Origin of the sequence: Streptomyces pseudogriseolus (genome assembly GCA_002154585.1) — a bacterium.
Taxonomy (GTDB): domain Bacteria; phylum Actinomycetota; class Actinomycetes; order Streptomycetales; family Streptomycetaceae; genus Streptomyces; species Streptomyces pseudogriseolus.
The window spans coordinates 1-12,634 of record MUNG01000102.1 but is presented as its reverse complement, the minus strand read 5'-3'; the positions used below and the strand labels follow the sequence as shown (position 1 = coordinate 12,634).

At 74.5% G+C, this 12,634-nt stretch carries 12 protein-coding genes; 6 read left to right on the top strand and 6 right to left on the bottom strand.

Going from position 1 to position 12,634, the window contains the following annotated elements; genetic code table 11:
• Positions 1-318: 318 nt before the first annotated feature.
• Positions 319-1,854: a substrate-binding domain-containing protein gene (locus tag CCN29_RS10950; protein ID WP_086681265.1), complete on the bottom strand. Its 1,536-nt coding sequence runs from the start codon at positions 1,852-1,854 to the stop codon at positions 319-321.
• A gap of 167 nt (positions 1,855-2,021) precedes the next feature.
• Positions 2,022-2,882: a hypothetical protein gene (locus tag CCN29_RS10945; RefSeq protein ID WP_442538309.1), complete on the bottom strand. Its 861-nt coding sequence runs from the start codon at positions 2,880-2,882 to the stop codon at positions 2,022-2,024.
• 74 nt (positions 2,883-2,956) lie between these two features.
• On the opposite strand from CCN29_RS10945, the gene CCN29_RS10940 reads away from it, so the two are divergent.
• A complete protein-coding gene (locus tag CCN29_RS10940) occupies positions 2,957-3,319 on the top strand; it encodes a DUF6479 family protein (RefSeq protein WP_031016718.1) in 363 nt (120 codons plus the stop codon).
• 43 nt (positions 3,320-3,362) lie between these two features.
• On the opposite strand, the gene CCN29_RS10935 is transcribed toward CCN29_RS10940, so the two are convergent.
• Entirely contained in the window at positions 3,363-3,872 is a 510-nt protein-coding gene (locus tag CCN29_RS10935; RefSeq protein ID WP_031061081.1) for an NUDIX hydrolase, read from the bottom strand.
• 142 nt (positions 3,873-4,014) lie between these two features.
• On the opposite strand from CCN29_RS10935, the gene CCN29_RS10930 reads away from it, so the two are divergent.
• From CCN29_RS10930 to CCN29_RS10910, 5 genes are all read left to right on the top strand, one after another.
• Positions 4,015-4,521 (top strand): SigE family RNA polymerase sigma factor, encoded by a 507-nt coding sequence (locus CCN29_RS10930; RefSeq protein WP_006133809.1) that lies wholly within the window; start codon positions 4,015-4,017, stop codon positions 4,519-4,521.
• An 11-nt stretch (positions 4,522-4,532) separates the two neighbouring features.
• Positions 4,533-5,024, top strand: a complete 492-nt coding sequence (locus tag CCN29_RS10925) for a cellulase (protein ID WP_086681263.1) — start codon at positions 4,533-4,535, stop codon at positions 5,022-5,024.
• Between the two features lie 120 nt (positions 5,025-5,144).
• Entirely contained in the window at positions 5,145-6,392 is a 1,248-nt protein-coding gene (locus CCN29_RS10920) for a glycosyltransferase (protein WP_086681260.1), read from the top strand.
• Positions 6,389-7,684 (top strand): putative hexosyltransferase, encoded by a 1,296-nt coding sequence (locus CCN29_RS10915; protein WP_107481689.1) that lies wholly within the window; start codon positions 6,389-6,391, stop codon positions 7,682-7,684. The genes CCN29_RS10920 and CCN29_RS10915 overlap by 4 nt, the downstream gene beginning before the upstream one ends.
• A 156-nt stretch (positions 7,685-7,840) precedes the next feature.
• Positions 7,841-8,134 (top strand): hypothetical protein, encoded by a 294-nt coding sequence (locus CCN29_RS10910; RefSeq protein ID WP_442538308.1) that lies wholly within the window; start codon positions 7,841-7,843, stop codon positions 8,132-8,134.
• Between the two features lie 93 nt (positions 8,135-8,227).
• Here CCN29_RS10910 and CCN29_RS10905 read toward each other — a convergent pair whose 3' ends face one another.
• The 3 genes from CCN29_RS10905 to CCN29_RS10895 all read right to left on the bottom strand — a co-directional run.
• Complete coding sequence (locus tag CCN29_RS10905) at positions 8,228-9,253, bottom strand: hemolysin family protein (protein WP_006134468.1); 1,026 nt, start codon at positions 9,251-9,253, stop codon at positions 8,228-8,230.
• Complete coding sequence (locus CCN29_RS10900) at positions 9,250-10,584, bottom strand: hemolysin family protein (RefSeq protein ID WP_031016707.1); 1,335 nt, start codon at positions 10,582-10,584, stop codon at positions 9,250-9,252. Before CCN29_RS10900 ends, CCN29_RS10905 begins: the two co-directional genes overlap by 4 nt.
• A 238-nt stretch (positions 10,585-10,822) precedes the next feature.
• The coding region (locus CCN29_RS10895) for a phosphoketolase family protein (RefSeq protein WP_086681258.1) at positions 10,823-12,634 on the bottom strand (1,812 nt) is incomplete at its 5' end.

The following is a 12,634-nucleotide window of genomic DNA, read 5'->3' as shown; positions in this document are numbered from 1 at the left end:
GTGCGGGGGGCTCAGGGCGGGGCGGGGCGGTCGGAGTCGGCCGTGTCGGCCGGGCGGTTCTCGCCTGCGGCGAACGGGGCGCGGCCGAACATGCCGCGGCAGCGGCCGCCGGAGGCGCGGTGAGGGCGCCCCTCCAGGGGCGCGGGGAACTGCGCGATCAACCACGGCGTAACCCGCACCCGGGGTGCAACAGTCCCCGGCACCCCGGTGGCCGTACGGGGGTGGGGCGCCGGCCCGCTGAGGGGTGCCGCCTGCGCCCACCCGTGCCGCCCCAGCGGCACGACTGCCCGCAGTCGGCAGGGGCGCGGCGTACGACACTCACGTGCACAACCTCATGCCCTCCGGTGTGGCGCACGGGACGTGGCCCTGGGTGCGGATGAGGTCCTGGCCGAGCCCTCGGGCCAGGTACGTCAGGAAACTGGACGCCAGCGAGTCCCGGGCCGGGCGCCCGTACGTGTAGGCGTACTCGATCTCCTGGTACGGGTACGCGCTCGTGCCGGACTCGATGGCGTCGAGGGACGCCGGATGCCCGTCCAGGTCCAGCCGGCGCAGCCCCTCCGCCCGGGCCGCGAGATTCAGCTCGCTGTAGCCGACCGCGCCGGGCAGGGCGGCGACCGTCTTCAGGACCTCCTCCGTGGAGCCGAGCTCGCAGCGGGCGACCGGGGCGGTCGGGTCGTCCTTGTGGACGCAGTCGACGGAGGAGTTGGCGATCTCGCCGCGCCCCAGCACGCGCCGCTGGAACACCTGCCGGGTGCCGGAGTTGGCGTCCCGGCTGACCAGGGTGACCGGCAGGTCGGGGCCGCCCAGCTGCTTCCAGTTCCTGATCTCGCCCCGGTACAGGCGCCGTACGTCCGCCGTGGTCAGCCCGCGCAGGTCCACGCCCTCGTGCACCACCAGCGCGAAGACCGACACCGCGACGCGGTTCTCCCGCAGTGCCGGCGTCCCGGCGGGCTTGGGCCCGTCCGACAGGGCGATCAGGGGCGGCGAGCCGCGGCCGGCCTCCGCGCCCGCCGTGAGCAGCCGCCGGACGCCGGAGGTCGAGCCGTGCGCGTCGACCTCGATGCGCGGGCCGTCCGCCGCGCAGTCCTCCTCGTACGCCTCCGCGACCTCCCGCAGCACGGGTGCGAACGCCGTGGAGCCGGTGAGGGTGAGGGTGCCGCCCTCGCAGCCGATGGGCGGCGGGGAGTCGTCCTGGGCGACGACGATCACCGCGAGCGCCACCACGCACAGCGTGAGGGTGATGGTGATGAGCCGGGCCGCCCGGCTGAACAGCGGGGCCTTCTCGTCCGGGGTGGCGCTGCGGTTGCGGTGCACCTCGCCGTCGCTGAGGTCGCAGCGCAGCTCGATCCCGTCGTTCACGCCGCCGCCGGAGAGCAGCACCAGCAGTTTGAAGTAGGCGCCCCGGTTGAGGGGCACGCGCGGCAGGTGGAGGGTGCCGCCCTGGTACCCGAAGCCCCGCTCGGCGGTGAAGTGCTCGACGAGATGGCTGGTCGCGGTCGGCTGGGTGACCGACACCCCGAGGATGGTGCGCCCCTCGAACTCCACGGTCATGCCGTGCGTGCCCGGGTTCTGGTAGTGCTCGCGGCCGATGCCCTCCCAGCCGTCGTTCTCGATGCGCAGCAGCACCATGCTGGCGTCCGTCATGCCCGCCGCCGTGTCGAACCAGCCGACCCTGCGGTTGACCGGGCGGCCCGACCGGCCGTCGTCGCCGATCGGGGCGTCCAGCTGCACGCGGTAGCCGATGCGTCTGCGGCGCGGCACCCGCCGCTCGTACCAGACCATGACGGCCGAGGCGACGATGCCGAGGATCGCCGTCGCCACGGCCACCAGGTTCTCCGCGCTCAGCCACTCCATCGCGCCGCCCCCGCAACCGACCCGCCCGTCCGCCGAGGTGGTCACCGTACGGCCGTGCGGGGGCGGCGGCGGGGTGCGTCCCCGTAAGTTCACCGGGGTTCGCCGAACGTTCAACCACCCCCGGTTCACGCGCCCGGCGTGGCAACCGCCAGGCCCGCGGCGACCGTTCAGTCGCGGGTGTACGTCAGCTGCTCGCCCGTGCCGTCGCTCACGCGCCGCAGGGAGCCGTCGGGGAGAAGGCTGATCTCGCTGGCGGCGCCGGGGGTGCAGGCGCTGCGCGGTTCGCCGGTGGTGACGCTGGACGGGCCGAGCTGGAGCCGGCCGCCGGAGGTGCCGGTGAGGCGTGCCTCGAAGACGCAGTGGTAGGTGCCGCTGCCGGTGGGACCGTCGGCCACCAGGGACATGACGGTGTCGCCGACCTCGCCCTGCTGCACGGTGAGGCGGCGGCTGTGCGAGCCGCTGTCGTTGTCGATGGAGCCGGACCAGCTGCCCAGGAAGTCCGCCGGGACCGTCCCGTCCTCGAGCGCGTCACTGGTCGGCGGAGCCGACTCCGTGGGCGGCGCGTCGTCGGCGGTGCCCGCGTCGCCGGTGCTCTGCGGCGTGCTGGGCGCGGCGGGCGTCGACGGGTCGCCGCCGGCGCGGTCGTCGCCCCGGGCTCCGCTCATCAGCGCGTACACGCTGCCGCCCGCGGCGAGCGCCACGACCAGCGCGATCACCACGAGCAGCGCGGTGGAGCGGTTGTCGCGGCCCGGCTGGTGCGGGGGACCGTACGGCTGCGGCTGCGCGGGGAAGGGCGGCGGGCCGTACGGCGGGGTGCCGTTCGCGCCGTGGCCGCTGTACGGGTAGCCGTACGCGGGCGGCTGCGGGTGCTGCTGGGGGTGGCCGTAGGCGCCTTGGCCGTAGGCGTCCCCGCCGTACGCGCCTCCGCCGTACGCGCCCGCCCCGTATGCGCCCGCGCCCGGCGCCGGTCCGGGCGGCGGGGCCGGCTCGCCGCCCTGGCCGACGACGACCGTGGGCAGGTGGTTCACGCCGGGCGGGCCCGGCGGGGGCGATCTGGTTCGGGGCGGGGACCGGGGGTACCCGCAGGGGCATGATGAACACGATGCAGACGGCCGACCTGGCGGCGGGACGCGGAGCCCTGGGCGCCGGTCTGGTGGTGGCGGGGATCGTGGTCCTGGCGCTGCTGATCGGCATGTTCCTGTTCGGCAGCCGCAGGGTGCGCAACGACGACTCGCGCCGGCCGCGGCCGGAGGAGCAGCCCCGGATGCCCGAGGGCGGCCCGGTCCGCGAGGTGCGGGAGCACCGGGAGCCGGAGGAGATGCCCCGCACCGACGAGCGGCTGACCCCGCACGAGCTGAAGGGCCACGGCAACGCGGGCACCCGCACGAGCGCCGCCCAGGAGCGCCCCCGCTGGGACGAGGGCGGCAGCGGCGGCTTCGGCAGCGGCGGGCCCGGCGCCCACTGACACACACAGGACGGCCCCGGCGTGTGCCGGGGCCGTCGCCGTGTCAGCGGGTGCTTTCGCGCACGGCCGGCCCGTTCGGCACGAAGCCGAGGTCGACGGGGGCGGCCGGAGCGCCGTTCCTCCGCACCCCGTCCAGCAGCCCGGGGAGCTGCGGCGGCCACAACGGCTCGTGGCCACCCGCCAGTTCGGCCGGCGACCACCAGCGCCACCGCTGAATCCCGTCCTCGGCGTGCGCGGCCGTGAGATCCCCGGCCGGATCCCGGCGGGGCGCGAACGCGAGGAAGATGTGCTCGTGCTGGCGGACGGGCGTCCCGGCACGGGTGAAGTCGTGCTCCCAGAGACACAGCACGCCGTCCTCGATCACGAGGTCGGTCCAGCCGGTCTCCTCCCGCACCTCCCGCTCGGCGGCCTGCCGGGGTGACTCGCCCTGTTCCAGGCCGCCGCCGGGCATCGCCCAGTGCACGCCGACCTCGGGGTTGTCGTAGCGGAACAGGAAGACGGATCCCGCGGGGTCCAGCACGGCGACGCGTGCTGCTCGTCTGGGTGTGCGCATCGGATCAGCCTGACAGTGCCTCCGGGCGCTGTCATTCGTGTTTTCGGCGTGAGGCAGGTCACAGCGCTGTGCTGCATCGTTTCGCCCCGCCCAGTGTCTTCTTCCAGGTGCAAGGGCTTGTACGGACACGGGGCGGTAAGGGATGCAGCGGTTTCGGGCCGACGGCTTCGACGAGTTCGTGGCCGCCCGCTGGTCGGCGCTGCTGCATGTCGCGCGTCTGCTCACCGGCGGCGACCGTCAGCGCGCCGAGGACCTGGTGCAGGAGTCCCTGGTGAAGCTGTGGTTCGCCTGGCCGAAGGTCGCCGAGCAGGCGCCCGAGGCGTACGTCCGTCAGGTGCTGGTGCGGCTGGCCGCCCGCTCGGCGCGCCGGCGCTGGTGGGGTGAGCGCCCGGTGGGCGAACTGCCCGACCGGGCCGGACCGGGCGACGTGTCCGCGGCGGTCGCGGAACGCTCGCGTCTCGAGGCCGCGCTGGCATTGCTGACACCCCGTCAGCGGGCGGCCGTGGTGCTGCGGTACTACGAGGACCTGCCCGAGGGGCAGGTGGCGCAGGCCCTCGGCTGCCCCGTGGGCACGGCCCGCTCCCACGCGTCCCGCGGTGTGGCGCGGCTGCGGGAGATCCTTTCCGACTCCGCCCGGCCCGTGAAGTGAGGGGAGCAGCGATGGACGACTTCGAGCACGAGCTGACGCGCATGATGCGCGAGGACCGGGCGCACACCCCCTACGGCCCCGGGCACCGCGCGCGTCTGTACGAGGGAATCCGGGTCCGTCGCCGGACGCGGGTGCTGGTGCGGGCGGGCGGTTCCGCCCTGGCGGTGGCCGGGCTGAGCGTCGGTCTGGCGCTGCTGCCCCACCTCGGCTCCGGGTCCGCGCCGGCCGATCTGCCGCTGCCCGCGACCGGGTCGACGGCTCCCCCGCACTCCGGCGAACCCACCGCGACGGTGTCCGGCACCGCGGAGCCGAGCACGTCGCTGCCGCCGACCGGAAGCACGGAGTCCCACACCCCCGGCGGCTCCCCCTCGGGGACGACCGAACCGGCCACCACGGCCCCGGGCTCGGCCGACTCCGGCTCCGTGTCCCCGCAGACCACCGGGACGGAAACCTCCGCACCCGCCTACGAAGGGACCCCGACCTACCCGCCGCCCAGCGGGTGACGCCGCGCGGGCCGTAGACCCGCCCTCGCCGACCGCACAGCACCCAAGCTCTCCGCCTCCCGCCCCGCGGACCACCCCACGGGCGCACTTGGCATGCCCATACCAACGAAAGGTCCCGCCATGAGAACCGCCCGGCGGCCCGCGCCGCCCCTCCCCGCGCAGACCCACCCCGAGCCGGTCCTGGAGGTGGTCGTGCCCGTGCACAACGAGGAGCGCGACCTCGAACCCTGTGTCCGGCGGCTGCACGCGCACCTCGTGGAGACCTTCCCGTACCCGTTCCGGATCACGGTCGCCGACAACGCCAGCACCGACCGGACCCCGTGGATCGCCGCCCGCCTGGCCGGGGAGCTGCCCGGCACCCGGTGGGTACGGCTGGAGGAGAAGGGCCGCGGACGCGCCCTGCACACCGCCTGGTCCCGCTCCCCCGCCCCGGTGCTGGCCTATCTCGACGTGGACCTGTCCACCGACCTCGCCGCCCTGCTGCCGCTGGTCGCGCCGCTGATCTCCGGCCACTCGGACCTCGCGATCGGCACCCGTCTCGCGCCCGGCTCCCGGGTGGTGCGCGGGCCGAAGCGGGAGATCGTCTCCCGCTGCTACAACGGGCTGCTGCGCACCACGCTCTCCGTGGGGTTCACCGACGCGCAGTGCGGTTTCAAGGCGGTCCGGCGGGAGGTGGCCGAGCGGCTGCTGCCGCTGGTGGAGGACCGGGAGTGGTTCTTCGACACGGAGCTGCTGGTGATCGCCGAGCGAGCCGGGCTGCGCATCCACGAGGTGCCGGTGGACTGGGTGGACGACCCCGACAGCCGCGTGGACATCGTCCGCACGGCGCTCGCTGACCTGCGCGGCATGGCCCGGCTGGGGCGGGCGCTGGCCCGCGGCCGGCTGCCGCTGGCCGCGCTGGGCGGCGCCGGGACGACGGCCGGCTCCCCCGTGCTCCCGCCGCCCGGCCGGCTCGCCCAGCCGCTCCGCTTCGCCGCCGTGGGCGCCGCCGCCACGCTGCTGCACCTCGCCCTGTACGTCCTGCTGCGGCCGGCCGCCGGGGCCCAGGCGGGCAACGCGCTCGCCCTGCTCCTGTGCACCGTCCTCAACACGGCCGCCAACCGGCGGTTCACCTTCGGCGTGCGCGGACGCGCCGGGCTGCCGGCCCATCACCTCGGCGGGCTGACGGCGCTCCTGGCCGGTCTCGCCGTCACCGGCGGCGCGCTGGCCATCCTGCACCAGGCGGTCCCCGGCGCGGGCCCCGGGACCGAGCTGCCGGTGCTGGTCGCCGCCAACCTCGCCGCCGCCGTCCTCCGCTTCCACCTGCTGCGCGCCTGGATCCTCCCCGGCCGCCGCACCCGCCGTACGACAGGGACCCCCGCCTCATGAGCAGCACGACCACCCGCCTCCCCGGACCGGCGGCGGCCCCTCCCGCCGCGCCCGGCGACCCCGCGCCCGGCGACCCCGCGCCCGGCGGTCCCGCGCCCGGCCCGCGCGAGCGGCTGCGCCGCCTCGCCGTCCGCCTCGGGCCCGTCCTCGCCGTGTACGGCGTGCTCAAGCTGGCCGGCTTCACCGTGTTCCTGGTGCTGCTGGACTCGGCCGGCGACTTCCGGGAGAAGCACTTCCGGTTCGGCGGCGGCGCGCACCCGTGGGACGTGCTGGGCAGCTGGGACGGCTGGTGGTACCAGCAGATCGCCCAGCACGGCTACGACCCGGCCCTGACACCGGTCCCCGGCGCGACCGGGATGATCACGCTGGAGGGCAACTCGGCGGCGTTCTTCCCGCTGTACCCGGCGCTGATGCGGCTGGTCTCGGAGGTCACCGGGCTCGGCCCGTACGGCGCCGGGATGGCCGTGTCCGTGGTGTGCTCGTTCGTCGCGGCCCTCGGCATCCACGCGGTGACGGCGCGGCTGGGCGGGCGCCGGGCCGGGCTGGTCGCCGTCGGCCTGTGGGCGGTGTGGCCGGGGTCCGGCACGGAGTGGGCGGTGTATTCCGAGTCGCTGTACACGGCGCTGGCCGCCTGGGCGTGCTGGGCCGTGATCACCCGGCGCTGGGCGGCCGCCGGGGTGCTGACCTTCGCCGCCGGCCTGACCCGGCCCACGGCGTTCGCCCTGGTCGCGGCGCTCGCGGTCGCGGGGCTGATCGCGGTGGTGCGGCGGCGGGAGAACTGGCGGCAGCCGCTGGCCGCCGTGGCGATCGCCCCGCTGGGGGTGGCCGGCTACCTGGCCTGGGTGGGGTACCGCATGGGCGACTGGGGCGGTTACACCAAGCTCCAGGAGGGCGCCTGGGGACACACCTTCGACTACGGCCGGCACAGCCTCGACGTGCTGACCTCCGTGCCGGTGGGGCACTTCGACTACCTGTTCGCCATGCCGATGGAGGACCTGATCGGCGTCGGGGTGGTGCTGCTGGTGCCGCTGCTGACCGTGCTGCTGGTGCGGCTGCGTCCGCCCGCCGTGCTGGTCGTGTACACGGTGCTGTCGTATCTGACGGTGATGGGCACGCAGCAGTACTTCGGCAACGTCTCGCGCTACCTGCTGCCGCTGTTCCCGCTGTTCGTGCCGCTCGCCCTGGCCATGCGCCGGCTGAGCGGGCCCGTGCTGGCGGCGGTGCTCGGCACGGCGGCGCTGGCGTCCGGGTCGTACGCGGGGTACGTCCTGTTCGAGCTGGGGGTGCCGTAGGCGGCCGGGTGGGCGACGGCCCGGCGCAGTACGCTGAACGCAGTCGCCCACCGGGAGTTCTCCATGGGGATCCGCAGGAAGCGCACGCGTCGACCGGCCGCCGTCGTACCGGAGTTGTGCGATCTCTGCGCACGCACCTTCCCTCCTCAGGAGGCGGTGTGCGGACATGTGGCGGACTCCTCGGCCGTGCGCCCCGACGATCCGCTGCACGACGGTCTGCGCCGCGTCACCGCGTGCTGCGAGGCCCATCTGGAGCAGATCCGGGCCGCCTACCGGCAGCGGCCGTTCGTGCAGGAGGAACTCTGGGCGGGCAAGATCGGCCGCGTCCTGACGTCCGGCCGCCCGGTCCTCTCCCTGACGGAACTGTGCTGCCGTACCGGTCTCGACGAGCCGGACATCCGCCGGGCCATCGCCTGGCACAACGAGCGGCGGCGACGCCTGGACGGGTGAGCGCCTGTGCGCGGCCGGCCGTCCGCGCACAGGACCGCGGCCCCGGCCGGACAGGTGTCCGGCCGGGGCCGCGGGGTGTCGCCGGGGCGGAGGTCAGGCCGTGGCCGGGGCCGCCGGACCGACCAGTTCCGTCAGGACGTCCTCCATCGTCACGAACCCGATGACCTTGCCGTTCTCGCCGACGGCCGCGGCGAGGTGGCTGCCCTCCGCGCGGAGCGCGGTGAGCGTGTCGTCGAGCGGGGTGTCGATGCGGACCCGGGTGACCTTGTGCAGCGCGGTGCGCGGGAACGGGCGGTCCCGTTCGGTCACGCCGAGGGTGTCCTTGATGTGCAGGTAGCCCAGGAGCGCGCCGTCGGGGCCGGTGACCGGGAAGCGGGACAGGCCCGCGTCGGCGGCCACGCGCTCCAGCCGCGCCGGGGTGACCGTGTGGTCGACGGTGTGCATCCGCCGGGCCGGGACGAGGATCTCGCCGACCGGGCGGGTGCCCAGCTCCAGCGCGTCCCGCAGCCGCTCGCCGTCCGCCGGGGTGAGCAGTCCGGCCTCGCTGGAGTCGACGACCATCCGGGCGAGCTGATCGTCGGTGAACACCGACTCCACCTCGTCCTTCGGCTCGACCCGCAGCAGCCGCAGCAGGACGTTGGCGAAGGCGTTGATGCCGAACACGAACGGCCGCAGCGCCCGGGTCAGCCAGACCAGCGGCGGGCCCAGCAGCAGCGCGCTGGGCACGGGCGCGGCGAGCGCGATGTTCTTCGGCACCATCTCGCCGATCAGCATGTGCAGATACGTGGCGAGGGTCAGCGCGATCACGAACGCGATCGGGTGCACCAGCGCGTCCGGGACGTTCACCGCCTCGAACGGCGGCTCCAGCAGATGCGCGATGGCCGGTTCGGCGACCGCGCCGAGCACCAGCGAGGACACCGTGATGCCGAGCTGGGCGGTGGCCATCATCGCCGACAGGTGTTCCAGCGCCCACAGCGTCATCCGGGCGCGCTTCTCGCCCGCGAGGGCGCGCGGCTCGATCTGGCTGCGGCGCACCGAGATCAGGGCGAACTCGGCGCCCACGAAGAATGCGTTGGTGAGCAGGGTGAAAGCTCCGATGGCCAGCTGCAGGACGGTCATCGGGCCTCCTCCATGACGTCGGCGCCCACGGACGCCGGGGCGGTGACGCGTACCCGGTCGGCACGGTGGTGCTCGACCTCCAGCACGTCGAGCTGCCAGCCGTCGACGTCCACGGAGTCACCCGCGAGGGGGATCCGGGTCAGGCGGGTCGCGATCAGTCCGGCGACGGTCTCGTACGGTCCGTCCGGGGCGGTGAGGCCCAGGGCGACGAGCCGGTCGACACGGAGGCCGCCGTCGGCCTCCCACACCTCGCGGCCGTCGGCCGTGGGCGGTGCCGGCGCCAGCTCGGGCACCTCGACCGGGTCGTGCTCGTCGCGGACCTCGCCGACGACCTCCTCGACGATGTCCTCGACGGTGGCGACGCCCGCCGTGCCGCCGTACTCGTCGATGACGACGGCCATGGCGCGGTGGGCGCGCATGCGCTCCAGCAGCCGGTCGGCGGGGAGGCTGTCGGGGACGAGCAGCGGCGGCGTGGTCAGCTCGGTGACGGGCGTGGCGGCGCGCCGCTCGGGCTCCAGGGCCAGCACGTCACGGATGTGGACGGTGCCGACGACCTCGTCGAGGCTGTCGCGGTACACCGGGAAGCGGGACAGGCCGGTGGCGTGGCTGAGCGCGGCGGCGTCGGCGGCGGTGGCGTGCACCTCCAGGGCGCGGACGTCGACGCGCGGGGTCATCACGTTCTCGGCGGTCAGCTCGCCCAGGTGCAGGGTGCGGACGAACAGCTCCGCGGAGTCCGCCTCCAGGGCGCCCTCGGCGGCGGAGTGCCGGGCGAGCGCGCTCAGTTCCTCGGCGGTGCGGGCGGACGCCAGCTCCTCCGCGGGCTCCAGGCCCATACGGCGCACGAAGCGGTTGGCGGTGCCGTTGAGGTGGTTGATGAACGGGCCGAAGGCGGCCGTGAAGGCGCGCTGCGGTCCGGCGACGACCTTGGCGACCGCCGCGGGACGCGAGATGGCCCAGTTCTTCGGGACCAGCTCGCCGATCACCATCAGCACCACCGTCGACAGGGCGACGCCGAGCAGGGTCGCCACGGTCGGGGCGGCGGAGCCGAGGCCGGCCGCCCGCAGCGGGCCGCGCAGCAGGGCTGCGAGGGACGGCTCGGCGAGCATGCCGATCACCAGGGAGGTGACGGTGATGCCGAGCTGGGCGCCGGACAGCTGGACCGTCAGGCGGCGTACGGCGGCCAGCGCACCGGCCGCGCCGCGCTCACCGGCGTCGGCGGCGCGCTCGAGTTCGGCGCGCTCGACGGTGGTGAGGGAGAACTCGGCCGCGACGAACACCGCGCAGGCCAGCGTCAGCAGCAGGGCGAGCAGGAGCAGCAGGACCTCGGTCACCGTGCCACCCCCGCTCCCTGTCGGACCGCATGACGCGGACTGCGGGTGGTGGCACGGCTACTACTGGGAGGATCACCCATCGGGGGACCGTCGCTCCTTTTCGAACAGGACGAATGTGCGGGGAAGCGGCGTGAACCGCTTCGGAAGCAGGATGGACTGCTTCTCCAGCAACTGTAAAGGACCAGCAAAACATTCCGCTCGCGCGGGCCCGCCGGTCCGGGGAGGCGCGGGGCCGGGGTCAGCCGTCCCAGGTCCAGTCGGCGACCTCCGGCAGATCGGTGCCGTGGTCGCGGATCCAGTCGTGGTGGCGCAGGCGGACGTCCTCCATCCGCTGCCGTACGGCCGCGGCCCGCACCGCCAGGCCGGGGACGCGGTCGATGACGTCCATGACCAGCCGGTAGCGGTCCAGGTCGTTGCGGACCACCATGTCGAACGGCGTGGTCGTGGTGCCGATCTCCTTGTAGCCGCGCACGTGCAGGTGGTGGTGCCCGGTGCGGCTGTAGGCGAGCCGGTGGATCAGCCACGGATAGCCGTGGTACGCGAAGATCACCGGCTTGCCGGCGGTGAACAGGCCGTCGTACTCGAAGTCGGACATGCCGTGCGGGTGCTCGCCGCGGGGCAGCAGGCGGGCGATGTCGACGACGTTGACGACCCGCACGGCCAGCTCGGGCAGGTGCCGGCGCAGCAGCTGGGCGGCCGCCATGACCTCCTGGGTGGGGACGTCGCCCGCGCAGGCCAGCACCACGTCGGGTTCACGGTCGCCGGTCTCGGTGCCCGCCCAGTCCCAGATGCCGGCGCCGCGCGCGCAGTGCGCCTTCGCCTGCTCCATGGACAGCCAGTCGAAGCAGGGCTGCTTCCCGGCCACGACGACGTTGACGTAGTCGCGGCTGCGCAGCACGTGGTCGGCGACCGACAGCAGGGTGTTGGCGTCCGGCGGCAGGTAGACCCGTACCGCCTCCGGACTCTTGTTGAGGATGTGGTCGACGAAGCCGGGGTCCTGGTGGGAGAAGCCGTTGTGGTCCTGGCGCCACACGTGCGAGGTCAGCAGGTAGTTGAGCGAGGCGATGGGGGCGCGCCAGGGCAGCCGTCGGGTGACGCGCAGCCACTTGACGTGCTGGTTGACCATCGAGTCGACGATGTGGACGAACGCCTCGTAGCAGGAGAACAGGCCGTGCCGGCCGGTGAGCAGGTAGCCCTCCAGCCAGCCCTGGCAGGTGTGCTCGGAGAGGATCTCCATCACCCGGCCGTGCCGGTCGAGGTCCTCGTCCACGTCGAACGTGCCGGCCTGCCACGCCTTGCCGCTGGCCTCGTACACGGCCTGGAGACGGTTGGAGGCGGTCTCGTCGGGACCGACCAGCCGGAAGTCACGGCGGTCGGCGGTGGCCCGCATGACGTCCTCGAGGAGGTCGCCGAGCACCCGGGTCGGCTCGTGCATCGTGGCCCCCGGCTTGTCTACCTCGACGGCGTGCCGCTCCAGCGGCGGCAGCGGCAGCTCGCGCAGCATCAGCCCGCCGTTGGCGTACGGGGTGGCGCCGAGGCGGCGGGCTCCGTCGGGTACGCAGGCCAGGACGTCGGCGCGAGGGCGGCCGTCCTCGTCGAACAGCTCCTCCGGCCGGTACGACCGCAGCCACGCCTCCAGCTGGCGCAGATGGTCGGGGTTGTCGCGGACGCCGGGCAGCGGCACCTGGTGGGCGCGCCAGGTGTTCTCCACGGGCAGGCCGTCGACCTCGGCGGGTCCGGTCCAGCCCTTGGGGGTGCGCAGGACGATCATCGGCCAGCGGGGGCGTTCGGTCGCGCCGTCCTCGCGGGCGGCGCGCTGGATGGCGGCGATGCGGTCGCCGATCACGTGCAGCGGGTCGTGGCCGTAGCCGCGGAGCAGCGCGTCCAGCTCGTCGTCGGGGATGCGGGCCAGCACGGCCGGGTTGGCGATCTTGTAGCCGTTGAGGTGCAGGATCGGCAGGACGGCGCCGTCGTGGACGGGGTCGAGGAACTTGTTGGAGTGCCAGGAGGTCGCCAGCGGCCCGGTCTCCGCCTCCCCGTCGCCGACCAC

Excerpts from the sequence above, each read along its gene's own strand:
- CCN29_RS10950 (WP_086681265.1), bottom strand. The coding sequence starts at position 1,854 with ATGGAGTGGCTGAGCGCGGAGAACCTGGTGGCCGTGGCGACGGCGATC.
- CCN29_RS10940 (WP_031016718.1), top strand. The coding sequence starts at position 2,957 with ATGCAGACGGCCGACCTGGCGGCGGGACGCGGAGCCCTGGGCGCCGGT.
- CCN29_RS10925 (WP_086681263.1), top strand. The coding sequence starts at position 4,533 with ATGGACGACTTCGAGCACGAGCTGACGCGCATGATGCGCGAGGACCGG.
- CCN29_RS10905 (WP_006134468.1), bottom strand. The coding sequence starts at position 9,253 with ATGACCGTCCTGCAGCTGGCCATCGGAGCTTTCACCCTGCTCACCAAC.
- CCN29_RS10930 (WP_006133809.1), top strand. The coding sequence starts at position 4,015 with ATGCAGCGGTTTCGGGCCGACGGCTTCGACGAGTTCGTGGCCGCCCGC.
- CCN29_RS10935 (WP_031061081.1), bottom strand. The coding sequence starts at position 3,872 with ATGCGCACACCCAGACGAGCAGCACGCGTCGCCGTGCTGGACCCCGCG.
- CCN29_RS10920 (WP_086681260.1), top strand. The coding sequence starts at position 5,145 with ATGAGAACCGCCCGGCGGCCCGCGCCGCCCCTCCCCGCGCAGACCCAC.
- CCN29_RS10915 (WP_107481689.1), top strand. The coding sequence starts at position 6,389 with ATGAGCAGCACGACCACCCGCCTCCCCGGACCGGCGGCGGCCCCTCCC.